This window comes from Acidovorax sp. 1608163, from assembly GCF_003669015.1.
Taxonomy (GTDB): Bacteria; Pseudomonadota; Gammaproteobacteria; order Burkholderiales; family Burkholderiaceae_C; genus Acidovorax.
On the sequence record NZ_CP033069.1, the window covers coordinates 50276 to 74989 of the forward strand.

Consider the following 24714-nt stretch of genomic DNA (forward strand, 5'->3'; position numbering starts at 1 on the left):
GCGCGGTGCTTCAGTGCGCAGCCCCAAACACCGCCTGCCACAGCGCCAGCACCGCATCGCGCTCGGCCTGCAGCGCGGGGGGGCCACCTGCGTAGGGGCTTCGTCCAGCCGTGCCCGGTGTTGCACGCGGCGCAGTTCGCGGTAGGCGTTGGCGGCGGCGTGGCCTACCCCTGCGGGCAGCAGGCCCACTTGCTCGGCGCGCTCGAGCAGGGCGATGTTGCCCAGGTTGGCGCGCAGCTCGGGGTGCGCGCAGGACTGCGACAGCACCAGGTACTGCACGGCAAACTCTGCATCGACCATGCCGCCGGGGCTGTGTTTGACCTCGAACATGCCATTCGGCACCGGGTGGGCTGAGCGCACGCGTTCGCGCATGGTGACGATCTCGCCTTGGAGTGCGCTGGCGTCGCGCTCCGAGGTGATGACGGCCTCGCGCACGGCGTCAAAACGCGCTTGCAGTGCGGCGCTGCCCAGCACAAAGCGGGCGCGCGTCATGGCCTGGTGTTCCCAGGTCCAGGCGGTGTTGCTGCCGCGCTGCTGCTGGTACTTGGCATAGGCTTCAAAGCTGGTCACCAGCAGGCCCGAGTTGCCGTTGGGCCGCAGCGCGGTGTCGATTTCGTACAGGTCGCCCTCGCCCGTCTTCACGGTGAGCCAGTTGATGAGCTTGCGCACGAACGCGGCGTACACCTCGGGGGCGCGTTCGTCGTCGTCGTCGAACACGAAGACGATGTCCAGGTCGCTGCCGTAGCCCAGCTCTTTGCCGCCCAGTTTGCCGTAGCCGATGATGCCGAACTGGGGCTCGTCGCGGTGGCGGTTTTTCAGGCGGCTCCAGCACCACTGGGTGGTGATGCGCAGCATGCTGTCGGCTAGGGCGCTCAGGTCGTCGGCCACTTGCTCGACGGTGATGCGCCCGCCCACGTCGCGCGCCAGGGTGCGGAAGGTTTCGGCGTGCTGGGCGCGGCGCAGCAGGTTCAGCAGGGTTTCGTCGTCGTCTTCGCCGGTGGATTGCAGCGACTTGAGCCGCTGCGCCAGCTCGCGCTCAAAGTCGGCCACCACAAAGCGCTCGGCCATCAGCACATCGCCCACCAGTTCGTCGATCACGCCGGGGTGCTGCAGCAGGTAGCGGGCAGGCCACTTGGCGGCGCCCAGCAGGGCCAGCAGTTGCTCGTGCACGGGCGGGCGCTCGAGCAGCAGCGCCAGGTAGCTTTCGCGGCGCATCAGGGGTTCGAGCCAGTTGGTCAGGCGCGAGGCGGCTTCCAGGGTGCAGCGGCCCTCGTTCAGCCACTGGGCCGTGCGCTGCACGATGCGGAACAGCCGGGCACGCGCCTCGTCGCGCAGGTTGGCCACGCGGGCGTTGTTGCGCCATTCGGCCACGCGCTCGCGAAAGCCCTCGGGCAGTTGCTCCAGCAGGCTTTCCAGCTCGGGAGGCGGGGGGCCGATGCCTTGGGGCCGCCGCAGCTGCCGCCACTGCATTGTTTTTTCTCGTTGCCACCCAGCAGGGTGTCGAACTCTTGCGCCACCAGTTCGCGGTGGGCGTCCAGCTCGTGCAGGAAGGCGCAGCAGTCGCGGTAGCCCATGGTGCTGGCAATCCAGGCCAGGTCGTCGTCGCGCGTGGGCAGCACGTGGGTTTGCTGGTCGTCCAGGTACTGGATGCGATGCTCCACCTTGCGCAGGAACACATAGGCGCGGGCCATGGCGTCGGCCGTTTCCTGGGGCATCAGCCCGGACTGGGCCAGGCGCTGCAGCGCGTCCAGCGTGGGGCGGCGGCGCAGCTCGGGGAACTGCCCGCCGCGCACCACCTGCAGCAGCTGCACGGTGAATTCGATCTCGCGGATGCCACCGCGCGAGAGCTTGACGTCGTTGGCGCGCTCGGGGTGGCCCGCGCTGCGCTTGGCCGCGTGGTCGCGGATCTGGCGGTGCAGCGAGCGCAGGGCGTCGAACACGCTGTAGTCCAGGTAGCGGCGGAACACAAAGGGCAGCACCACATTGCGCAGCGCCTGCACTTCGGTGCTGCCAATGCAGCCGGTGGGGGCGACCACCCGGCTCTTGAGCCAGGCAAAGCGTTCCCACTCGCGGCCCTGCACCTGCAAATACTCTTCCAGTGCGGCCAGCGAGATGGCGGCCGGGCCCGAGTTGCCGTTGGGCCGCAAGGCCAGGTCCACGCGGAAGACAAAGCCGTGCTCGGTGGTGTCGCCCACCAGGCTGTAGATGGCCTTGACGGCGCGGGCAAAGTACTCGTGGTTGGAGATGCGGCCCCGGCCGTCAGGCATGCCGGCGGTGTCGCCGTCGTGCTCATACACGTAGATCAGGTCAATGTCGCTCGACACGTTCAGCTCGCGCGCGCCCAGCTTGCCCATGCCAATGATCCACAGCTGCACGGCTTGGCCTTGGGGGCCTTGGGGTGCGCCGTGGCGGCTGTCCAGCTCTTCCCGGGCGTGGCGGCAGGCGTGGTCCAGGGCCAGCTCGGCCAGCTCGGTCACGGCACGGGTCACTTCGGCCAGTGTGGCGCGCTGCTCGCAGTCCAGGCGAATCAGCCGCTCCATCACCAGCTGGCGCACCATGCGCAGGGCGCTGGCCATGTCGGTGCCGCGTGCGCGCAGGGCGGCCAGGGTTTGCTCCATCAGCGCCCGGGTGGGCGCGCCGGGGGGCAGCAGGGGCAGGTCTTGCTCGTAGCGGCGGTGCAACCTCTGGAAGAAGCGCGAATGCTCGGCCAGCCCTTCGCTGGGTGCGATGGTGTTGCAGGGGGAGGATTCGGAGGGAAGGTTCTGCATGGCGGGCACAGCAATCGAGAGGGATGGCGATGGAATCTATTTCTATTGGATACAAAGCGCCGGGCCATCCGGGGCGCCGGGGCATTTACCCCTTTGCGGCCAAGGGGGTTGGGGCTTGCTGCACTGCGCGCTGGCCGCAATGCCCTGCCTTGTGGGGCGCCGCGGTGGCCTGCCCGTGGCAGGGCTGGGCGTAACAGTCCACAACACCCCGATAAAAGCCGCTGGCGCCAGGAACCGGGGCCCTGGGGGCGGGTCATAATTCCGCCCACTTTCACCCGAAACATGACCGAACCGACCCCTCGCCCTTCCCGTTTGCTCAAGATCGTGGCCGGGTTTGCGCGGTGGTCGTTGGGGTTGCTGGTGGCCTTCTGGCTGTTGCTGGCGGTGGCCTGGGGTGCCCTTCATGGCTGGATTGTGCCGCGAATCGGTGAGTTTCGCCCCCAGATCGAGGCGCGCGCCTCGCAGGCATTGGGTGTGGCGGTTCGCATTGGCGACATATCGGCCCGCTCGGAAGGCCTGATCCCTTCGATTGAACTGATGGACGTGGCCCTGCTCGACGGCGAAGGCCGCGCCGCCTTGCGCTTGCCTCGGGTCGTGGTGTCGCTGTCGCCCCGGTCGCTGCTGCACTGGGGGTTTGAGCAGCTGTACATCGCCTCGCCCGACCTGGACATTCGCCGCGCCCCCGATGGCCGCATCTTTGTGGCCGGGCTGCCCGTGGCGCAAGGCACGGGCGACAGCAATGCGGCCACCGACTGGCTGTTCTCGCAGGGCGAGGTGGTGATCCGCGAAGGTACCCTGCGCTGGAACGACGAGCTGCGCGGCGCCCCTGAGCTGGCCTTGAGCAAGGTGGACCTGGTGCTGCGCAACGGCAACTGGCGCCACAGCCTGCGCATAGACGCCACGCCCCCCGAGGCCTGGGGTGACCGGTTTACGCTGGTGGGCCTGTTCCGTGCACCGCTTTTGCGGGTGCGCGACAGCAACTGGCAGCACTGGAACGGGCAGCTGTTTGCCAACTTCTCGCGGGTCGATGTCTCGCGCCTGCGCCACCATGCCGATGTAGGCGTAGAGGTGGCGCGGGGCCATGGGGCGCTGCGGGCCTGGGCCGACATCCAGCGTGGCCAGATTGTGGGCGGCACGGCCGACCTGGCGCTGGCCGACGTGCATGCCACCCTGGGCCCCGATTTGCAGGCGCTGGAGTTGCCCTCCATCGAGGGGCGCCTGGGCGGGCGCCGCCTGCAGGGCGGTTTTGAATTTTCGACCCAGGCGCTGCAGTTTGTGGCCGACGACGGGCTGAACTGGCCCGGTGGCAACCTCAAGCTGCAGTACACCGAGGCCACGGGCAAAGCCCCGGCGCAAGGCGAGTTTCGCGCGGACAAGCTGGACCTGGCCGCGCTGGCCCAGATTGCCAGCCGCCTGCCACTGGGCGCCACGGCCCATGAGGCCATTGCCACCTACGCGCCCAAGGGCATGGTGCAAGAAGTGCAGGCCAACTGGAAGGGCCCGCTCGATGCGCTGCAGCAGTACCAGGTGCGCGGCCGGGTGCAGGGGCTGACGCTGGCGGGCGGCACCCCCACCGAGGCCACCCGCACGCCCGGCCTGCGCGGCGCCGATGTGGACTTTGACCTGACCCAGACGGGGGGCAAGGCGACGCTGTCCATCGCCTCGGGGGCCTTGGTGCTGCCCCGCGTGTTTGAAGACCCGGTGGTGCCTTTGGATGAATTCACCGCCAATGTGCGCTGGCAGCTGGAGGGTGAGCGCATTGCCGTGCAGGCCAACGACATCCGCTTTGCCAACGCCGATGCCCAGGGCCAGGCCCGCATGTCCTGGCACACCAGCGACCCGGCCCGCGTGGCGCATGCCTCGCGCTTCCCTGGGGTGCTGGATTTGTCGGGTGCGCTGACGCGCGCCGACGGCACCCGCGTGCACCGCTATCTGCCGCTGAGCATCCCGCCAGATTCCCGCCACTATGTGCAGCAGGCCGTGGTGGCCGGTGTGGCCAGCCATGTGGACTTCAAGGTCAAGGGCGATTTGCACGACATGCCCTTCAACGACCCCAAGCTGGGCGACTTCCGCATCGCTGCCAAGGTCAAGGACGTGACCTATGCCTATGTGCCGCCCAGCCTGTTGCCGAACGACACCCTGCGCTGGCCCCCCTCACGCAATTGGCGGGTGAGCTGATTTTTGAGCGCTCGTCCATGCAGGTGCGGGGCGCATCGGGCACCTTCATGGGCTTGCCGCAGACACGCCTGCTCAAGGTGGAAGCGCAGATTCCCAACCTGGCCCACACGGTGGTGGGCGTCAATGCCGAGGCGCGTGGGCCCTTGCCAGAAATGCTGGGGCTGATGGTGACATCGCCCTTGGCACGCATGACGGGCAACGCCCTGGCGCAGGCCAGCGGCACCGGCAATGCCGACCTGCAACTGCGCCTGAGCCTGCCTATCAGCGACATCGCGCAGTCCAAAGTACAGGGCAGCGTGACCTTGTCGGGCAACGAGGTGCGCATCACCCCCGACACCCCTGCCATGAGCCGTGCCCGTGGCGTCGTGCAGTTCTCTGAAACCGGCTTTGCCTTGAGCGGCATGCAGGCACGCGCCCTGGGTGGCGATGTGCGGCTGGAAGGCGGCATGCGCGCTCTGCCCCCTGGTGCACCCCCGACCGAGGCGGCCATCCAGCTGCGCGCACAGGGTGTGGCCACGGCCCAGGGGCTGCAGCAAACGCCATCGCTGGGCTTTGTGGCGCAACTGGCGCGCAACGCCACTGGCAGCGCACCCTACAGCCTGGCCCTGTCGTTTCGCCGGGGGGTGCCAGAGCTGCAGGTCAACACCACCTTGCAAGGCATGGCCCTGGACTTGCCTGCGCCCCTGGGCAAAACCGCCGAGGCCCAGCAGCCGCTGCGCTACGAGCAAATGGTGGCGCGCGAGTCGTTGGTCAGCACCTCGGCGGGCGCCCCCCAGCCGCCGCTGCGCGACCAGATCACGCTGGACCTGGGTGGGGTGGGCACCGCCACCTACCTGCGCGATGTGAGCGGCGCCCAGCCCCGGGTGCTGCGCGGCGCAATTGGCGTGGGCCTGCTCGCCGGCGAATCGGCGCCGCAACCGACCGAAGGGGTGGGCGCCAACATCCGCCTGGGCAAGGTGGACGTGGACGCGTGGGAGCGCTTGTTCACCCAGTCCACTGGCGTGGCCGGTGCCGCCCGGCCTGGGCCCGTGCCCGTCATGGGCCCAGGGCCTGCGGCCAACCCGGCCATGGACTACCTGCCCAATGTGCTGGCCCTGCGCGCCAGCGAGCTGACGGCCGAGGGCCGCACCCTGCACAACCTGGTGGCTGGTGGTCTGCGCGAAGGCAACCTGTGGCGCGCCAATCTGGACGCTGCCGAACTCAATGGCTACCTGGAGTTTCGCCAGCCCACCTCGGGCGACATGGGCAGCGGCCGCCTGTTTGCCCGCCTGTCGCGCCTGAGCATGCCGCAAAGCGAGGCCACCCAGGTGGAGGCGCTGCTGGACGAGCAGCCTGGCGCCCTGCCCGCTGTGGACGTGGTGGTGGACGACTTTGAACTGCGTGGGCGCAAGCTGGGGCGCATCGAGATCGAGGCACAAAACCGCACTGGCGACGCAGCCCAGCGCGAGTGGCGCCTGAACAAGTTCAACATCAGCACCCCCGAGGCCAGCCTGACGGCCAGCGGCAACTGGGCGGTGCTCAACCACGCCAGGGCCGCTGCAGCGGGTGCGGCCCCCCGCGCGCCAGACCGCCGCACGGTGCTCAACTTCAAGCTGGACATCCGCGACTCAGGCGACCTGCTGGGGCGCTTCGGCATGGTCAACGTGATCAAGCGCGGCAAGGGCCGCATGGAGGGCCAGGTGGGCTGGATTGGCGCGCCTTTCAGCCCTGACTACCGGACCATGGCCGGGCAGGTCAACCTCAACATCGAGGCCGGGCAGTTTCTGAAGGCCGACCCGGGCCTGGCCAAGCTGCTCAGTGTGCTCAGCCTGCAGTCGCTGCCGCGCCGCCTCACGCTCGACTTCCGCGATGTGTTCAGCGAAGGCTTTGCCTTTGACTTTGTGCGCGGCGACATGCACATTGAGCAAGGCGTGGCCTCGACCAACAACCTGCAGATGAAGGGCGTGAACGCCGCCGTGCTGATGGAAGGCAGTGCCGACATCGACAAGGAAACGCAAGACCTGCGCGTGGTGGTGGTGCCCGAGATCAACGCCATGACGGCATCGCTGGTGGCCACGGCCATCAACCCCGTGATTGGGCTGGGCAGCTTCCTGGCGCAGGTGTTTTTGCGCGGCCCGTTGATCGAGGCGGCCACGCAGGAGTTTCGCGTGGACGGCGCCTGGAGCGATCCGCGCGTGGTGCGCGTGCCCCGCCGTGGCCGCGAAGGGGTGGGCAGCACCGGCCACAGCACGCCCGCCCCGCAAGTGGCATCGCCTGAACCGACCCACACCGGAGACCCCTCATGATGAAAGTCGCAGCCATCCAGATGGTGTCTTGCCCCCGCCCGCAGGACAACCTGGCCACCGCCCGCAGCTTGCTGGAGCAGGCCGCGCAGGCGGGTGCCGAATTGGCGGTGCTGCCCGAGTACTTTTGCATCATGGGCCTGCGCGACACCGACAAGCTGGCCCACCAGGAGGTGCCGGGCCAGGGCCCGATCCAGGATTTTTTGGCGCGCACCGCGCGCGAGCTGGGGCTGTGGATTGTGGGTGGCACCCTGCCCCTGCGCACCACCGACCCCGAGCGCGTGCGCAACACCACGCTGGTGTTTGCTCCCGACGGTGCGTGCGTGGCGCGCTACGACAAGATCCACCTCTTCTGGTTTGACAACGGGCGTGAGCAGTTCCATGAGGGCCGGGTGATCGAGCCCGGAGACAACGCCCCGGTGCAGTTTGACTTGCCCGCCCGCGACGGCCACCGCTGGCGCGTGGGCCTGTCGGTGTGCTACGACCTGCGCTTTCCGGAGCTGTTCCGCGCCCATGCCAGCGCCGGGGCCGATTTGCTGCTGGTGCCCAGCGCCTTCACCCACGTCACGGGCCAGGCCCACTGGGAGGTGCTGCTGCGTGCCCGCGCCATCGAAAACCTGGCCTATGTGGTGGCGCCCGCCCAGGGCGGCGTGCACGAGAACGGCCGCCACACCTGGGGCCAAAGCCTGGTGGCAGACCCCTGGGGCCAGGTGCTGGCGCAGCAAGCCCAGGGCCCCGGCGTGGTGCTGGCCGAGCTGGACCCCGCCCGGCTGCGCAGCGTGCGCCAGCAGTTGCCCGCCCTTGCGCACCGCATCCTGTGAGCACCATCCCCCGCGCCATTTGGCGGCGCTGGCGCAGCGCCTGGCGCCGCTGGTCGCTGTGGACAGCACTCATCGCCCTGGTGGTGTCGATGCTGGTCACCATGGTGTGGTTGGCGGGGCGCTACGAGGCCAGCCAGGTGCAGTCGCACCTGGAGCGCGATGCCGCCGACGCGGTGTCGGACATCCGCGCCGCGCTCACCCGCAACCTGCAAAGCCTGCAAGCCCTGAACTCTGGCGACCCGGGCCTGCTGGCCTGGGAGGTGGAGGCCTCTGACCTGCTGCGCAACCAGCGCGAACTGGTGCGCCTGGAGTGGCGCGACAGTGCCATGCGCCTGCGCACCCATGTGCAAAGCCCTTACCGTGCCGTGCTGTGGGACCGGGGGCTGCGCGACCACAACAACTCCGAAGCCAACCAGGCCTGCAGCACGGCGCGCCGCCTGAGCAGCCCCGCCTACTCGGGCAGTTACTACCAGCCCCATGTCGATGGGCTGGGCTCAGAGCTGATGGAGCTGTGCCTGCCGCTGAGCACGGGTGGGCGTGCCTCGGGCTACTTGATCGCCACCTATGCGCTGCAGTCGGTGCTGGCCGACATGGTGGGCGCCAGCCTCACGCGCAGCCAGGAGGCCTCGTTCACCGAGCCCGACGGCACCCGTCTGGCCGTGCTGGGCGCCTCGCGCCGGGGCTCGCGCATGTTCACCGCGCAGCAGCTGCTGGACTTGCCCGGCACCACGCTGGTGTTGCGCATGGACACCTGGCACACCGCGCCCAGCGTGTTCCCCAACGTGCTCACGGCGCTGGTCACGGCCATGTCGATTGCGCTGGTCACGGTGATGTGGGTGCTGGTGCGCGACAACCGCCGCCGCCTGCGCGCCGAGCGCGACCTGGGCGACGCACTGGCGTTTCGCAAGGCCATGGAAGACTCGCTGGTGACTGGGCTGCGCGCGCGCGACCTGCAGGGGCGCATCACCTATGTGAACCCCGCGTTTTGCGAGATGGTGGGCTTCACGGCGCAAGAGTTGATGGGCCACAGCACCTCGGCCCCCGCCTCCGCCTTGTATTGGCCGCCCGAGCGGGTGGAGGAGTACCGCCAACGCCAGGCCATCCGCTTTGCGGGCAACACGCCCCCGCGCGAAGGGTTTGAGTCCGAGTTCATGCGCAAGGACGGCACCCGTTTTCCGGTGCTCATCATCGAGGCTCCGCTCATCAACGCGCAGGGCCTGCACACCGGCTGGATGAGCGCGTTTTTGGACATCAGTGAGCAGCGGCGCGTGGAAGAGCTCTCGCGCGCCTCGCAAGAGCGCCTGCAGGCCACCGCCCGCCTGGCCACGGTGGGCGAGATGGCATCGCTGCTCAGCCACGAACTGAACCAGCCCCTGGCCGCCATCTCCAGCTATGCCACGGGCTCGCTGAACCTGCTGGAGCCACCGTCTGCCACCGACCCCCAGCCCAGCGCTGAAAGCCTGCAGGACGTGCGCATGGCCATGCGCCAGATCGCCCGCCAAGCCGAGCGCGCGGGCCGCGTCATCAAAAGCGTGCATGACTTTGTGCGCCGCCGCGACCAGGCCCGCGAGGCCGTGCCTGCGCAGCAGTTGGTGGACGCCATCTTGCCGCTGGCCATCTTGCAGGCACGCAAGCTGGGCGTGCGCGTGCACACCATGGTCGAGCCCGGCCTGCCCCCCGCGCTGTGTGACCGCACCATGGTCGAACAGGTGCTGCTCAACCTGGCCCGCAACGCCATGCAGGCCATGGACGACCCGACCATCCACACGCGTGTGCTGGACATCCGCGTCAAGAGGGCGGCGTCGAACAGGCACAACGTCTGGCTGGAGTTTTCGGTCACCGACTGCGGCAGCGGCATCCCAGATGAGGTGGCGCAAAAGCTGTTCACCCCCTTCTTCACCACCCGCACCGAAGGCATGGGCCTGGGCCTGAGCCTGTGCCGCACGGTGGTGGAGCAGCATGGCGGCTATCTGGGGTTTGCGCCCCACGAGCCCCGTGGTACGGTATTCACCTTCACCTTGCCCGCCCACCAACCTTCCAAGAGCTGATCCTGATGGAACCCGTATCCAACGCGACTGTGTACATCGTGGACGACGACGCTGGCGTGCGCGAAGCGCTGGCCTGGCTGCTGCGCTCGCGCCGCCTGCCCAGTGAATCGTTTGAAAGCGCCGAAGCGTTCGACGCCATGCTGCAGACCCGCTCGCCCCAGCGCCAGCCCTGCTGCCTGCTGCTGGATGTGCGCATGCCTGGCCTGAGTGGCCTGGCGCTGTTTGACCTGCTGGCAGCGCGGGGCGACCTGCAGACCATGCCCGTCATCTTCCTGACCGGCCATGCCGATGTGCCCACGGCGGTGGACGCCGTCAAGCGCGGCGCCTTTGACTTTTGCGAAAAGCCGTTTTCTGACAACGCGCTGGTGGACCGCATCGAACAGGCCCTGGCCCAGTCGGGTGAGCAGCTGGCCCAGCTGCGCGAGCGCAGCGACCTGCAGGTGCGCCTGAAGGACCTGACCGAGCGCGAGCGCGACGTGATGGACCTGGTGGTGGCAGGGCTGCCCAACAAGCTGATCGCCGACCAGCTCGACATCAGCGTGCGCACGGTGGAAGTGCACCGCTCACGCGTGTTCGACAAGATGCAGGTCAAGTCGGCCGTGGAGCTGGCCAACCTGCTGCGCTCCGGCCACTGAGCGCCGCGCCGCTTCAGCGGGGGCGCTCACCCACAAAGATTTCCACCCGCCGGTTGCGGGCGCGCCCGTCGGCCGTGTCGTTGCTGGCAATGGGGTGGCGCTCCCCCACGCCATCGATGGCAATGCGGCGCCCGTCCACGCCGCGCGCCACCAGGTAGCTGCGGGTGCTGGCCGCGCGGTCCACCGACAAGGGGTTGTTCACCGCATCGCTGCCCGTGCTGTCGGTGTGGCCCACGATGCGCACGTCCGAGTAGGGGTTGTTGCGCAGCCCGGCGGCAAACTGGTCCAGCACCGGCGCAAAGTTGGGCTGGATGTCAGAGCGGCCCACCGCAAACGAAATATCGCTCGGAATGTTCAGCATCAGCTGGTTGTCGGCCGTCTGCGTCACGGCAATGCCCGTGCCTTGGGTGGCCTGCTCCATCTCGCGCTTTTGGCGCTCCATGTTCTGCGACCAGATGTAGGTGCCCAGGGCCCCGACCCCCGCACCCACCACGGCGCCCGTGCCTGCGTTGCCGCCGGTGGCCGATCCAATCACCGCCCCGGCCAGTGCACCAATGCCCGCGCCCGTGGCGGTGCGGCGCTGGGTGTCGTCCATGCTGGCGCAACCTGTGGCCAAGATGACGGCGGCACTGACGCCCAGAAGAATGTGTTTGCGCATGTGTGTACTCCTTGAACACCGAGGCAGCGCCCTGCCAGCGCTGCGCGCGGGCCGGGGCCGTCGGCTGCTGCGATGGTCAGGCCACAGCCGGGCTTGCGCCATCGGACTGCGAGCCAAGGGGGTGTAGGACAGCGCCTTGCCCCTGTACAGCCCATCACGGGGGCGAGGAAGGTGGCGGTGGCCCGCCCTGGTCGTCTGGGGGGGCGGCTTGAGCTCGCCGCCCTTGCGGCCGGAAAACATCGTCCACCACACAATCGCAACCAACACCACCAGCGCCAGCAGCGCTTCAAGCAAAATCAGCCCCATGAAATTGACACTCCTGCGCCTGGTTGCAACGGCGCTGATTGTAGGAACGCTCGTCGCCTGCTCCACCCCGCCCGCCCCATCCCCTTCGTACCCTGGGGGCATGCCTGCGCCCCGGCCGACCGGGCCTTATGCCGTGCCCGGCGACACCGGCCCGCTGCCCCCGCCCCTGGCCCAGCCCAAAAGCCGCTGGACACCCGTGCGCTGGGGCGAATTGCCTGGCTTTGCCGACGACGCCCTGCACGAGGCCTGGAACGCCTGGATCAAGAGTTGTGAGCGCCCCGTGGCCCCCTTCACCGCCCTGTGCAGCGAGGTGCGCCAACTCAGCATTGCCACCGGCGAAGAGCAGCGCGCCTGGATGGTGGCCCGCCTGCAGCCCTACCGCGTGGAAGCCACCGACGGCAACCCCGACGGCCTGCTCACCGCGTACTACGAACCCCTGATGGATGCCGCCCGCCAAAGCGGCAACGGCTTCAACGTGCCCATCTACCGCACGCCCGCAGGCTTTGGCGCTCGCAAGCCCTGGTACACCCGCCAGCAGATCGAAACCCTGCCCGAAGCCCAGGCCGCCCTGCAAGGCCGCGCCATCGCCTGGCTGCGCGACCCGGTCGAATCGATGGTGCTGCACATCCAGGGCTCGGGCCGCCTGCGTATCACCGAGGCCGATGGCTCGACCACGATGCTGCGGGTGGCCTATGCGGGCACCAACGACCAGCCCTACGGCAGCATTGGCCGCTGGCTGCTGGACCAGGGCTACACCCGCGATGCCACTTGGCCCGGCATCCGCGCCTGGCTGGCCGCCAACCCGCAGCGCACCAACGAGCTGATGTGGACCAACCCGCGCTACGTCTTCTTCAAGGAAGAACCCCTGGTGGGCATGGACGCAGGCTTTGGCCCCAAGGGCGCGCAGGGTGTGCCCCTCACGCCCGGCCGCTCCATCGCGGTGGACCGCCAAAGCATCCCCTACGGCACGCCCGTGTGGCTGGCCTCCAGCGGCCCGCAGGTGCAATTGAGCCGCCTAGTGCTGGCGCAAGACACCGGCAGCGCCATCCTGGGCGCGGTGCGGGCGGATTACTTCACGGGCTGGGGCCCGGAGGCGGGCGACATCGCCGGGCGGCTCAAGCAGAACCTGCGGCTGTGGGTGCTTTGGCCTAAGTAAAAATTGAATCTTTTGGGCTGCTAGCGCCCGTCAATTAAGCGCTAGCAGCTATTAAATGCATAGTGCATTGGCGGCCCACGCGCAGGAACATGTGCAGGGGCGGGCGCGGTGTCACGCAGCTTTCACAGGCCGTGCCTAGCATCCAGCGCTTTACGTTTTGCCGCTCGGATTGCCCATGCCCTTCGCCCGTTTTCTCCCCGCACCCTCCCAGCCCGGTGCGCGCTTGCGCCTGACCTCCATCGCCGCGTTGCTGGCCTTGTCTGCCTGTGGGGGTGGCGGGGGCGATGAGTCTGTGGCCCCGGCCATGCCGCAGGCGTTGGGCGTGACCGACACGGCGCCCGTGCCCACCGTGACAGCTTTTGTGGACGCTGCCGCCACCAACCAGCGCGGCGATGCGCGCTATGCAACGCTGCAAACCAACGCGGGCGTGCGGTTGCTTTCCGGCTTTTTGGAGGTGTGGGAGCCCAGCACCCGCCTGGTCGATGCGGGGCAGACCGCACCGGCTGTGGAGGGGTTCCCGGCGGTCGTGGCCTCCACTTGGAGCGGTATCCCTGGCGACGCCACGGATGGCAAGGTCAAGAACGCAGCGGTGCACAAAGAGAACATCGACTTTGTGGTGCGCACAACCGTGACGCGCACGGCCGCCCAGTCATTGGCCGCCTACATGGACGACCGCCGTGGCAAGAACTACAGCGTGACCGACGGCATGGGCCCGCTCACCGACGCGTGGCGCAAGGCCGCTCGCCAGACCACCACCATCACGGGCGTGCCTGCCGATGCGACCACCGTGAAGTACGAGGACGGCGGCAACAACACTGGCATCTCGGGCGACACCAATCCCGAATTTGGCCGCGTGATTGCCTTTGTGGAAAGCATGGGGGCCAACGCCTCCACCGAACCGGCCAAACGCTTTTACAAGTACGCCCGCCCCTGGCGCTGGAGCGCGGACGTGAAAGTGGAGCCCACGCTGCTGCCCGCGCGCAGCAGCACTGCGGCCACCGATGGCGGCTACACCAGCGGCCACAGCGCCGAGGCGGTGCGCAACGCCGTGGCCATGGCCTATCTGGTGCCCGAGCGCTTTCATGAAATGCTCGCACGCGGGCTGGAGCTGGGCGAAAACCGCATCCTCGCCGGCATGCACTCGCCGCTGGATGTGATCAGCGGGCGCCTTCTGGGCCAGGCCTCGGCCTTGGGCAATATTGCAGCGGCCTCCAAAGACACGCGCACCGCCGCCTACAACCAGGCCCACCAGACCTTGATGGCCGCTGTGGGGACCACCACGCCCGCGCAGTTCGCGGCCTTTGCCCGCAGCCAGGGCACGGACAAGGACCGCTTTGCCGATTACGCGGCCAACCAGCTCCATTACCAGCGCCGTCTGGTGTTCGGCTTCACGCCCATCGGCAGCACCACGCTGCCCGCAGTGGTGCCCAAGGGGGCGGAAGTGCTGCTGGAAACGCGCCTGCCCTACCTGAGCGACGCGCAGCGCCGTGTGGTGCTCAAAACCACCGCATTGCCCTCGGGCTACCCCGTGATGGACGACGCCGAAGGCTTTGGCCGCCTCAACCTGTTTGCCGCAGGCAGTGGCTACGGTGCGTTCGCGGGCGACGTGGAGGTAGCCATGGACGCCGCCTTGGGCGGCTTTCACGCCCTGGACGTGTGGCGCAACGACATCAGCGGTGCAGGCAAGCTGACCAAGCGCGGCAGCGGCACCCTGGCCCTGGCGGGTGCCAGCACCTACACCGGTGGCACCGAAATCGCTGCAGGCACCGTGCGCGCCGACACTGCCAAGGCCCTGGGCCAAGGCGCTGTGTATGTGGCAGGCGGCACGCTGCTCACCAACACCACGGGCGCTGTGGAGTTGCCCGGCGGCCTGACCCAAACCGCCACCGGCACCCTGGCCCTGCAACTGGGCGCGGCCGATGCAGGCACCCTCAGCACCGCAGGCGTGGCCACCCTGGCTGGCCCGCTGGCAGTCACCTTCCGCCCCGGCTTCACGCCCAAGGTGGGCGACACGCTGACGCTGCTGCGCGCCAAGCGTGTGCAGGGCACGTTCAGCGCCATCACGGTGGCGGGCTTCAAGGCGACGGCGGTGTACAACGGAGACAGCGTGCAGTTGGTGCTGAGCAACTGAAGGAGGCGGCGGCCATCGATCGAAAATGGCCGCGCCAGTCAAGGGTGCTTCTCATCGATAGCGAGCACCCTGATGCCTTTCGGCGCCTGCAGAACTTCGTCCAGATGGCCCATCACCCGATGCCTGTCTTTCGTGCCGAGAAGGTTGATGTTTTCAGCAGATGCCGACAAGGCGCAGAGCGCTTGTTCAATGGCCCGTTCGCCCACTTCGGCGTGGGTCATTTGGGGATTTGCGAGGGTCAGTGGATAGAACGCGCGTCCATCCATGATGTTCCAAAGGACCTTGGCGGATGCGGGTTGTGGCGGGCTGCCATCTGGGCTTTTGCAGGGAAGTCGGATGGCCGAAATATGAATACCGCCATGGAAGCGCTCGACGTCGTAGAAATGCGGGATCCTGATGTGAAGCCCTTGTGCGATGCGTTCATGGGTTGGAGTGCCCGCCTTGAGTCGTACCCCTGTTTGTCCTTCTCCCAAGGCGACCACAAAAAACCTCAGAAACAAGCCTGCAAGGAGCACTGTCGCTAACGTGCAAGCAAACACTATCGATACCAATTTCATGAGAGCCTGACGAGGATGCAACCCCGTCAATGTAATCCCGCCATCCAATAGAGCGCGATGGCGGTCGCCGTCACACACCAGTGCCCAGAGGCCCGCAGCCCTGTTCAGGGGCAGGGCACCTTGGTGGCGTCGGTTTCTGTGCGCGGGGCGTTGCAGAGGCACCCGCCACTGCCGCTGGGGGCACGGTCTCGGTGTGCAGCCGCTCGCCTTCGATGCGGTAGGTGTATTCGCGCGTCGCGCTGGCCATCTCTGTCCTGACCGTGCTGCCCGCCAAGGTGGTGGCGTACACCTGGGGGCGCACGATCTGGTACTGGTACGTGGTGGTTGCCAGGCCCCGGGTGGTTCTGCAGGTCGATTCGAACTGCTCCTCCTTGAACTGCAGGGTGCAGCGGCCAGAGCGGTCTTCGAGCTTTTGACCGTCTGCCGTGTGCAGCACGATGGTGGCGGCGCGCCAGCAGCCGAGCAAGGCGGGGTCTGGGGCAGCGGCCTGGGCGCAGGGCGCGATGCAGAGCAAAGAAAGCAGCCAGCGGAAATATGCGATGCGGTTCATGGGCCGTGATTTTCAACGGGGTTGGGCATTGGTGCCATGGTGTCTGACGAAGCAGATTGATTGCTATGTTATTGATAGCTTCTAGCGATTTATGGATAAGCGCTAGAGCCTGAAATCGCTAAAAATCCTCACCATTCCACTGTCCACCGCGTCACCGTCGGTGCTGCATCACTGGTGTGGAAGACCCGCTTGCGTTCGCGCAATGGCTTGGAACAGGTTCTTAAACGGCGAACCATCCTGTGGGGTATTGGTTGACCATGAACTCCACAAATGCCTTCACCTTCGGGCTTTGTAAGCGGCGAGACGTGTGCATTACCCAGAGCTGGGTTTCCTTGCCCGCAATGCCCCAAGACACCAACTCTCGTTTTTCCAGGTGGCCTGCGATGATGGACTGCGGCAACAACGCGACTCCTGCCCCCGCCACCACCGCGTCGCGGATCGATAACAGCGAAGACAGCTTGAGCACGGGTTGGGGTTCATAGGCGATCTGTCCCTCGCGCACCGACCAGACTTCCCCTTCCCGATAAGTGGGCATCACCACGGCAGGAATGGGGGTTGGCTGGCCCGCACTTGCCTGCGGAATTCGCACCGATGGAGCCGCAGCAAGGACCAGCCTGTCTTTGGCGAAACACCTGCCGACGAGGGAGCCGTCCTCTTTCGGATTGATGCGGATCGCAACGTCAAAGTGCTCTTCCACCAGGTCGGTCAGACGGTCCTCCGAGACGACTTCGATCTGTACCTCTGGGTGCAAGACTCTGAACCGCGCAGCCAGCAGCCCCAGCGCGACTTGTGAAAACAGCAACGGCGCTGCAACGCGAAGGTGTCCTCGGGGTGTGGTGAGGCCTTCCCGTGCGGCCCTCACCGCCTCTTCAATGTCGCGCATGGGGCCCGAGGTCTGGGCGAACAACAGCTTGCCCGTTTCCGTGAGCTCAAGACTTCGGCCGCCTCGTTCGATGAGACGCATCCCCAGCGCGTCCTCAAAGTCTGCAAGCCTGCGCGAAAGGGTGGCCTTGGAGCGTCCGCTGGCACGGCTGGCTTTGCCAAACCCACCGTGAGCGGCCACGAGCTGGAAGTCCTGAAGGGCATCGAGGTCCATAGGTGGTCTCATTTTTGAAACGACCAGTATAAATTTTGGAGTCTATGCGAGGAAATTGAGACGAAATACAGTCCATTCACCCCAACCCAACTTTCTGGAGAAATTGAAATGACCATTCTTGTTACAGGCGCTACAGGCCGCGTCGGCCGCCATGTTGTCGAACAACTCTTTGTGCGTGGCGCCGCGGTTCGCGCCTTGACCCGTGACCCCGCCAAGGCCCACTTTGCGGCGGGCGTGGAAGTCGTCGTTGGCGACTTGCTGGACATCGATGCAATGCGCAGTGCCCTGGCCGGAGTCAAGACACTCTTTTTGTTGAACGCTGTGACGGGCGATGAGTTCACGCAAGCGATCATTGCGCTGAACCTCGCCCGCGAGGCTGGCATCGACCGGGTTGTCTACCTGTCGGTGTTCGATGCAGACCGTGCGGTGAACGTGCCTCATTTCGCGGTGAAGCACGGCGCTGAGCGGATGCTGGAAGCCCTAGGTTTCAGCGCCACGATCTTGCGACCCACCTACTTCATTGACAACGAAGTGATGATCCAGGGCGTGGTCAAGGATTACGGCTTCTATCCGATGCCGATTGGATCGAAGGGCGTTGCCATGGCCGATGCGCGTGACATCGCTGAAGTGGCTGCGATGGAGTTGATTCGCCGTGACCAGGCGCCTGGCAAGTTGCCGCTGGAGACGATCAACATCGTGGGGCCTGACACGCTGACCGGCGCGGATGCGGCCGCCATCTGGAGCGAAGTGCTGGGTCGCCCGATTGCCTACGGCGGCGATGATCCGAGCGGCTTTGAAGCAAACATGGGCCGTTTGATGCCGAAATGGATGGCGTATGAAATGCGGGTCATGGCCGAGCGCTACGTCAGTGACGGCATGATCCCGCGAGAGGGCGACCGCGAGCGTCTGGTAAAGATCCTCGGACGGCCTTTGCACTCTTACCGCGACTTTGTAGCCAAAGTGGCTGGTTAAACGACCTCGCTACGGCGGGGCAGGGAGCCTCTTCGTATGCCTCCCCATGCTGTGAGGCGTATCCAATGCGGCTTGGGCCCCTGTGCACGCAGCGAAGGCTCACCGCTCCACCGTCCACCGCGTCACCTTGGGCGGTGCATCGCCGGTGTGGAAGGCCAGCTTGCGCTCGCGCAGGGCCACGTCGGAGGCGGTCACGCGGTCGAAGCGGCGCAGGTGCTCGGTCCACGATTCGTCTTCGATGCGCTCCACATACCGCGTGGGGTTGCTGATGTCGTGCAGCAGTTGCCAGTCCAGCGCGCCCTGGCGCAGGCGGCTGCGGCGGCTTTCCTGCATCACGGCGCGGAACTCAGGGGCGCGCGGCGGGTGGATGAAGTATTCGATGGTGACGACCACATGCCCTGCCTCGGGCGGCGTGGGGGCGGTGGGGGCCTTGAAGGCGCGTGAGGGGCTCAGGTCTTCCTCGATGGAGCGGTCGGCCGCCAGGTGCTGCACCACGGCCATCACGATGCCACCGCTCACGGCGGCAATCCCTAAGCTGGTGTGCACATCGGTGAGCGAGGCCACCTGGCCCCACAGGGCGGCGCCTGCGGCGGTGGCACCCATGATGCTCATTTGGTAGATGGACATGCCGCGCGCCCGCACCCAGTTGGGCAGGGCCAGCTGGGCCGACACGCTCAGGGTGTTGGCGGTGGTGATCCAGGCCATGCCGCCCAGCACCATGGCGGGCACGGCCACGTAGACATTGGGGGCCCAGGCCATGGCGCCGGTGGCGGCGGCTTGCAGCAGCGTGCCACGCAGCACCAGCACATCGCGCGGCATGGCCTGGCGCAGGCGGGGCAGGAACATGGCGGCCACGATGGCGCCCGCGCCCATGCTGGCCAGCAGCAGCGTGAAGGTGCCTGCGCCGCCGCCCTCCAGCCCCTTGGCCACCAGCGGCAGCAGGGCCATGAGGGCCGTGGCGTGCAAGAAGAAGACGGAGATGCGCCACAGCACGGCGCGCATGCGGGGCGATTGGCGTACAAACTGCACGCCCACGCGCATGGCGCTGGGCAGGCGCTCACGCCCCAGCGGGCTGGGCACGTGCTCGCGCTTCCAGCGCATGATGACCAGGCCCGAGAGCACCGACAGCACGGCGTTGAGCACAAACACCCAGGCGCTGCCCGCGCTGGCAATGATGGCGCCCGCCAGCAGTGGGCCCATGATGCGCGAGGCGTTCATGGCCACGCCGTTCAGCGCCAGGGCGGCAGGCAACTGCGGGCGGCTGACCAGCTCGGGCACGATGGCGGCAAACACCGGCCAGCGCATGGCCAGCCCAATGCCGTTGGCAAAGGTGAGGGCCAGCAGCAGCGGGGCCGACATGCCGCCCGAGACGATGGCAAAGGCCAGCACCACAGCCACGGCGGCCACCCAGAACTGCGTGGCCATGAAGTAGCGGCGCCGGTCCAGGATGTCGGCCAGTGCGCCACTGGGCAGGCCCAGCAAGAACACAGGCAGGGTGGAGGCGGACTGCACCAGCGCCACCAGCACGGGCGAGGTGGTGAGCGTGGTCATCAGCCAGGCGGCCGCCACGTCGTTCATCCACATGCAGGTGTTGGCCGCTACCCAGGTCAGCCACAGCATGCGGAACACGGGCACCGACAGCGGGGCGAAGGGCGAGAGCGAGGCGTCGGAGTGGACGGCCCCAGCCGCAGCGCTTTGGTCCAGGCTGTGCTGGGCCGATTCTTCGGTGCCCTGGGCGAGGGCGGCACGCTCGGCGGCGCTCAGCGTGGGTGTGTGGGCCGGGGTGGGGGCATCGCCTGCGGCGGTGGGCGTGGGGCCGCTGGGGCTGTCGTGGTGGGGCTGGGGTGGCATGTGCGCTGATTGTGCGATGTCTGACCTCATTGTGCCCAGCGCAGGCGTGGCGACCCGGCTTGTGCCATGGGCTTGGGGGATCGGTGAATTCAAAGAAAAAAGGGCTCTAGCGCTTATCTATCAAGCGCTAAAAGCTATCAAAATAGGAGCGATATCGGGCTTCGCCCAGCCCGGGGCAAGCCTGGGCTGGCTCAGCGGGGCTTGGGCTGCGTCAGGTGCGCCAGCGGCAGCGCGCCGCTGGCCTTGACCTCGCCCAGCGAGAAGCTGGTGTGCATGTCTTTCACGTTGGGCAGGTTCAGCAGCACATCGCGCGCAAACTGCGAAAAGCTGTCCAGGTCGCGCGCCACCACCTGCAGCTCAAAGGTGCCGGTGCCGCTGATGTAGTGGCAGGCCACCACTTCGGGGATCTGGCGGATGGCTTCTTCCATGGCGCGGGTGAGGTTGCCGGTGCTGCGGTCGGCGTCAAGCCGCACAAAGGCCAAAACGCCCAGGCCGATTTTGTGGCGGTCGATCTCGGCGCGGTAGCCCTTGATGAAGCCGGCCTCTTCCAGCGCCCGCACGCGTCGCCAGCACGGTGCGGCCGACAGGCCCACGCGCTGGGCGAGTTCGGCATTGGTCAGGCGGGCGTCGGCCTGCAATTCTTGCAAGATGGCGAGGTCGTATTTGTCTAAATTGTTCATGTTTCTGTAATTTTAAGAAAGATCCTTTCTGAATCGAGGGTAAACACGGCATAAAAACGAAAGCACATATCCGGCGCGCCTGCCTAAACTGCCTGCAAGGGATGTCCTGCATCACCCTCGCGAGTCGGTGGTAGTGCGGATCGGGACAGGCCGCAAGGCGTCTTTTTTTGCCAATAGCCGAGCTATTGGCAAAAAAAGCAACGCGGCGGATGGCCCGAGGCCGCGCTATCACAGACCGCAGGGAGTGATGCAGGACATCCCAAATCATCTATTTCGACGCCCGCTGCTGCCCACAAGGTGGTGGCAGGGCCGCCATCCCCCACGGAGACAGCCATGAACGCCCCCTTGCCCGAATCGATCCGCAGAGCCCTAGAGACGGTCACTCTAGAAGACAAATACACCTTAGGTGAGGGGCGCGCCTTCATGAGCGGCGTGCAAGCCCTGGTGCGCCTGCCCATGTTGCAGCGCCAGCGCGATGCGGCGGCGGGGCTCAACACCGCCGGTTTCATCAGCGGCTACCGGGGTAGCCCGCTGGGCACTTACGACCAGGCTCTGTGGGCCGCAAAGAAGCACCTGGCCGAGAACCACATCGTCTTCCAACCCGGTGTGAACGAAGAACTGGGCGCCACGGCGGTGTGGGGCACGCAGCAGCTCGACCTGTACCCGCAGAGCAAAAAGTACGACGGCGTGTTCGGCATCTGGTACGGCAAGGGCCCGGGCGTGGACCGCTGCTCGGACGTGTTCAAGCACGCCAACATGGCGGGCACCGCCAAGCACGGCGGCGTGATCGCCATTGCAGGCGACGACCACATCAGCAAGAGCAGCACGGCGGCGCACCAGAGCGACCACATCTTCAAGGCCTGCGGCACGCCCGTGTTCTTCCCGAGCAGCGTGCAAGAGATTCTGGACATGGGCCTGCATGCGTTTGCCATGAGCCGCTTCTCGGGGGTGTGGTCGGGCATGAAGACCATCCAGGAGGTGGTGGAGTCGTCCAGCAGCATCCACATCGACCCCGACCGTGTGAAGATCATCCTGCCTGAAGACTTCGCGATGCCGCCGGGCGGCTTGCACATCCGCTGGCCTGATGCGCCGCTGGAGCAGGAAGCGCGCCTGATGGACTACAAGTGGTACGCGGCCCTGGCGTACATCCGCGCCAACAAGCTCAACTACAACGTGATCGAAGGCAAGCAAGACCGCTTCGGCATCATCGCCAGCGGCAAGGCCTACAACGACACGCGCCAGGCGCTGGTGGACCTGGGCCTGGATGACGACACCTGCCGCCAGCTGGGCATTCGCGTGCACAAGGTCAATGTGGTGTGGCCGCTCGAAGCCACCATCACCCGCGACTTTGCCCAGGGCCTGCAAGAGATTCTGGTGGTGGAGGAAAAGCGCCAGGTCATCGAGTACCAGATCAAGGAAGAGCTGTACAACTGGCGCGCCGATGTGCGGCCCAATGTGCTGGGCAAGTTTGACGAGGTGGAAGGCGACAACTCGGGCGGCGAGTGGAGCATGCCCAACCCCAGTCAGAACTGGCTGCTGCGCCCCAAGGCAGACCTCACGCCCGCCATCATCGCCAAGGCCATTGCCAAGCGCTTGAAGAAGCTGGGCGTGCCCGCTGACATCGTGGCCCGCATGGAGGCGCGCTTGGCCATCATCGAGGCCAGCGAGCGCGCGATGACGGAGCTGAAGGTGGACACCGGCGAGCGCGCACCGTGGTTCTGCAGCGGCTGCCCGCACAACACCAGCACCCGCGTGCCCGAAGGCTCGCGCGCCGTGGCCGGCATTGGCTGCCACTACATGGTCAACTGGATGCCCGACCGCCGCACCAGCACCTTCACGCAAATGGGTGGCGAGGGCGTGACCTGGGTGGGCCAGCAGCCCTTCTCTACCGATGCGCACATCTTTGCCAACCTGGGCGACGGCACCTACTTCCACAGCGGCCTGCTGGCCATTCGCCAGAGCATTGCGGCGGGGGTGAACATCACCTACAAGGTGCTCTACAACGATGCCGTGGCCATGACCGGGGGCCAGACGGTGGGCGAGCGGCCCGAGGGGCACTCGGTGCTGCAGATCATGAACAGCCTGAAGGCCGAAGGCGTGGCCAAGCTCGTGATCGTGACGGACGAGCCGCACAAATACGACGGCGTGGCCCTGGCCGATGGTGTGACGGTGCACCACCGCGACGAGCTGGACACCATCCAGCGCCAGTTCCGCGAGATCAAGGGCTGCACCACCATCATTTACGACCAGACCTGCGCCACGGAAAAGCGCCGCCGCCGCAAGCGCGGCAAGCTGGCCACGCCCGACAAGACCGTGGTCATCAACGACCTGGTGTGCGAGGGCTGCGGTGACTGCTCGACGAAGTCGAACTGCCTCTCGGTGGAGCCCGTGGAGACCGAGTTCGGCCGCAAGCGCCGCATCAACCAGAGCACTTGCAACAAGGATTACTCCTGCGTCAACGGCTTTTGCCCGAGCTTTGTGACGGTGGAAGGCGGCCAGCTCAAGAAGCCCAAGAAGGAAAAGAAGGGCGACCTGTCGGCACTGCCCAACATCCCAGAACCCGTGCTGCCCGTGGCCGAAACCGCCTGGGGCATCGTGGTGGGCGGCGTGGGGGGTACCGGGGTCATCACCATCGGCTCGCTCTTGGGCATGGCTGCGCACCTCGATGGCAAGGGCGTGATCACCCAGGACGCCGGCGGCCTGGCCCAAAAGGGCGGCGCTACCTGGAGCCACATCCAGATCGCCAACCGGCCTGACGCTATCTACACCACCAAGGTCGATACGGCCAAGGCCGACCTGGTGATTGGCTGCGATTCCATCGTGGCCGCGCACAAGTACACGTTGGCTGTCATGCAGCCGGGCCGCACCTTTGTGGCGCTCAACACGCACGGCACGCCCACGGCGGCGTTTGTGAACAACCCGGACTGGCAGTTCCCCGGCGGCAACTGCGATGCCGCCATTGCCGCTGCCGTGGGCGCGGGCGGTGTGGGCAGCTTTGACGCCGAGCAGGTGGCCACCCAATTGCTAGGCGACAGCATCTACACCAACCCGCTCATGCTGGGCTACGCCTGGCAAAAGGGCCGCGTGCCGCTCACCTACGCATCACTGATGCGCGCCATGGAATTGAACGGCGTGCAGGTGGACAACAACAAGGCCGCCTTTGAATGGGGCCGCCGCTGCGCGCACGATCTGGCGGCGGTGCAGGCTTTGTTTCAGGCGGCGCAGGTGATCCAGTTCGTCAAGAAGCCCGCACTGGCCGAGATGGTGGCCAAGCGCATTGAGTTCCTCACCGGCTACCAGAATGCCGCCTACGCCGCTGACTACCAAGTCTTTGTGCAAAAGGTGCAGGCAGCGGAATCGAAGCTGGGCAGCACCACCCGACTGACCGAGGCGGTGGCCCGTTACCTCTTCAAGCTCATGGCCTACAAGGACGAGTACGAAGTGGCCCGCCTGCACACCGACAAGGCGTTCACGGACAAGATTGCGGCCCAGTTTGAAGGCGACTACAAGCTGGTGCACCACCTGGCCCCGCCGATGCTGGCGAAGAAGAACGCCAAGGGCGAGTTGCTCAAGCAAAGCTACGGCCCCTGGATGCGCAAAGCCTTTGGCCTGCTGGCCCGCATGAAAGGCCTGCGCGGCACGGCGCTCGACATTTTCGGCAACACCGAAGAGCGCCGCACCGAGCGCGCCCTCATCGTGGAATACCGCGCCTGCATCGACGAGCTGCTGGAGCGCCTGAGCAGCGACAACCTGGCCCTGGCCGTGGAGATTGCCCGCATCCCTGAAGAGATCCGTGGCTACGGCCATGTGAAGGAGCGCCACCTGCAGGCCGCGCGCCCCAAGTGGAGCGGCCTGATGGCCCAGTGGCGCACCCCTGGGGCCCCGGCCCAACGCCAAGCCGCCTGAGGCGGGCGGCCACCGTGCCGTCGGGTCGGTGGGGTGGCAAGCTTGGGTGCTATTGAATTAATAGCTTCTGGCGCTTATCTATCAAGCGCTAGAAGCTATTTTTGTTGGAATTGCGAGCA

The 24714-nt window shown here is 66.7% G+C and carries 13 protein-coding genes and 2 pseudogenes; 8 read left to right on the forward strand and 7 right to left on the reverse strand.

What is annotated here, in order from left to right; translation table 11 throughout:
* Window positions 1-10: 10 nt before the first annotated feature.
* A pseudogene (gene glnE / locus EAG14_RS00260) lies at window positions 11-2768 on the reverse strand (bifunctional [glutamate--ammonia ligase]-adenylyl-L-tyrosine phosphorylase/[glutamate--ammonia-ligase] adenylyltransferase).
* Window positions 2769-3050: 282 nt separating this feature from the next.
* Between glnE and EAG14_RS23555 the strand changes: the two are divergent.
* The 4 genes and pseudogenes from EAG14_RS23555 (at window position 3051) to EAG14_RS00280 (ending at window position 10732) form a co-directional block, all read left to right on the forward strand.
* Window positions 3051-7231 (forward strand): annotated as a pseudogene (locus EAG14_RS23555) (YhdP family protein).
* Complete coding sequence (locus tag EAG14_RS00270; protein WP_121727707.1) at window positions 7231-8049, forward strand: carbon-nitrogen hydrolase family protein; 819 nt, start codon at window positions 7231-7233, stop codon at window positions 8047-8049. Before EAG14_RS23555 ends, EAG14_RS00270 begins: the two are co-directional and overlap by 1 nt.
* Before the next feature lie 5 nt (window positions 8050-8054).
* Window positions 8055-10097 carry a nitrogen regulation protein NR(II) gene (locus EAG14_RS00275; RefSeq protein WP_099743662.1) on the forward strand — a complete coding sequence of 681 codons (2043 nt, stop codon included), beginning with the start codon at window positions 8055-8057 and terminating at the stop codon, window positions 10095-10097.
* 5 nt (window positions 10098-10102) lie between these two features.
* Window positions 10103-10732, forward strand: coding sequence for a response regulator transcription factor (locus tag EAG14_RS00280; RefSeq protein WP_099657175.1), 630 nt, complete (start codon window positions 10103-10105; stop codon window positions 10730-10732).
* A gap of 13 nt (window positions 10733-10745) precedes the next feature.
* Here EAG14_RS00280 and EAG14_RS00285 read toward each other — a convergent pair whose 3' ends face one another.
* Complete coding sequence (locus tag EAG14_RS00285) at window positions 10746-11390, reverse strand: OmpA family protein (RefSeq protein ID WP_099657174.1); 645 nt, start codon at window positions 11388-11390, stop codon at window positions 10746-10748.
* Between the two features lie 238 nt (window positions 11391-11628).
* On the opposite strand from EAG14_RS00285, the gene EAG14_RS00290 reads away from it, so the two are divergent.
* Window positions 11629-12852: a murein transglycosylase A gene (locus EAG14_RS00290; protein ID WP_099743661.1), complete on the forward strand. Its 1224-nt coding sequence runs from the start codon at window positions 11629-11631 to the stop codon at window positions 12850-12852.
* 175 nt (window positions 12853-13027) lie between these two features.
* Window positions 13028-14983: a phosphatase PAP2 family protein gene (locus EAG14_RS00295; RefSeq protein WP_121727708.1), complete on the forward strand. Its 1956-nt coding sequence runs from the start codon at window positions 13028-13030 to the stop codon at window positions 14981-14983.
* Window positions 14984-15021: 38 nt separating this feature from the next.
* On the opposite strand, the gene EAG14_RS22555 is transcribed toward EAG14_RS00295, so the two are convergent.
* From EAG14_RS22555 to EAG14_RS00310, 3 genes are all read right to left on the reverse strand, one after another.
* Window positions 15022-15540, reverse strand: coding sequence for a hypothetical protein (locus EAG14_RS22555; RefSeq protein ID WP_162995864.1), 519 nt, complete (start codon window positions 15538-15540; stop codon window positions 15022-15024).
* A 70-nt stretch (window positions 15541-15610) separates the two neighbouring features.
* Window positions 15611-16090: a hypothetical protein gene (locus tag EAG14_RS00305; RefSeq protein WP_240456891.1), complete on the reverse strand. Its 480-nt coding sequence runs from the start codon at window positions 16088-16090 to the stop codon at window positions 15611-15613.
* A gap of 220 nt (window positions 16091-16310) precedes the next feature.
* A complete protein-coding gene (locus tag EAG14_RS00310; RefSeq protein WP_121727710.1) occupies window positions 16311-17186 on the reverse strand; it encodes a LysR family transcriptional regulator in 876 nt (291 codons plus the stop codon).
* Between the two features lie 108 nt (window positions 17187-17294).
* Between EAG14_RS00310 and EAG14_RS00315 the strand changes: the two genes are divergently transcribed.
* A complete protein-coding gene (locus EAG14_RS00315; protein WP_121727711.1) occupies window positions 17295-18158 on the forward strand; it encodes an SDR family oxidoreductase in 864 nt (287 codons plus the stop codon).
* A gap of 99 nt (window positions 18159-18257) precedes the next feature.
* On the opposite strand, the gene EAG14_RS00320 is transcribed toward EAG14_RS00315, so the two are convergent.
* Complete coding sequence (locus tag EAG14_RS00320) at window positions 18258-20009, reverse strand: MFS transporter (protein ID WP_121727712.1); 1752 nt, start codon at window positions 20007-20009, stop codon at window positions 18258-18260.
* Between the two features lie 191 nt (window positions 20010-20200).
* Complete coding sequence (locus EAG14_RS00325; protein WP_099657170.1) at window positions 20201-20689, reverse strand: Lrp/AsnC family transcriptional regulator; 489 nt, start codon at window positions 20687-20689, stop codon at window positions 20201-20203.
* A 333-nt stretch (window positions 20690-21022) separates the two neighbouring features.
* Here EAG14_RS00325 and EAG14_RS00330 point away from each other — a divergent pair, with 333 nt between their 5' ends.
* Window positions 21023-24595 (forward strand): indolepyruvate ferredoxin oxidoreductase family protein, encoded by a 3573-nt coding sequence (locus EAG14_RS00330; protein ID WP_121727713.1) that lies wholly within the window; start codon window positions 21023-21025, stop codon window positions 24593-24595.
* The last annotated feature ends 119 nt before the right edge of the window (window positions 24596-24714 follow it).

Coding starts and splice junctions, on each gene's coding strand:
- EAG14_RS00310 (WP_121727710.1), bottom strand. CDS start 17,186: ATGGACCTCGATGCCCTTCAGGACTTCCAGCTCGTGGCCGCTCACGGT.
- EAG14_RS00315 (WP_121727711.1), top strand. CDS start 17,295: ATGACCATTCTTGTTACAGGCGCTACAGGCCGCGTCGGCCGCCATGTT.
- EAG14_RS00285 (WP_099657174.1), bottom strand. CDS start 11,390: ATGCGCAAACACATTCTTCTGGGCGTCAGTGCCGCCGTCATCTTGGCC.
- EAG14_RS00325 (WP_099657170.1), bottom strand. CDS start 20,689: ATGAACAATTTAGACAAATACGACCTCGCCATCTTGCAAGAATTGCAG.
- EAG14_RS22555 (WP_162995864.1), bottom strand. CDS start 15,540: ATGAAATTGGTATCGATAGTGTTTGCTTGCACGTTAGCGACAGTGCTC.
- EAG14_RS00270 (WP_121727707.1), top strand. CDS start 7,231: ATGAAAGTCGCAGCCATCCAGATGGTGTCTTGCCCCCGCCCGCAGGAC.
- EAG14_RS00330 (WP_121727713.1), top strand. CDS start 21,023: ATGAACGCCCCCTTGCCCGAATCGATCCGCAGAGCCCTAGAGACGGTC.
- EAG14_RS00295 (WP_121727708.1), top strand. CDS start 13,028: ATGCCCTTCGCCCGTTTTCTCCCCGCACCCTCCCAGCCCGGTGCGCGC.
- EAG14_RS00280 (WP_099657175.1), top strand. CDS start 10,103: ATGGAACCCGTATCCAACGCGACTGTGTACATCGTGGACGACGACGCT.
- EAG14_RS00305 (WP_240456891.1), bottom strand. CDS start 16,090: ATGAACCGCATCGCATATTTCCGCTGGCTGCTTTCTTTGCTCTGCATC.
- EAG14_RS00320 (WP_121727712.1), bottom strand. CDS start 20,009: ATGCCACCCCAGCCCCACCACGACAGCCCCAGCGGCCCCACGCCCACC.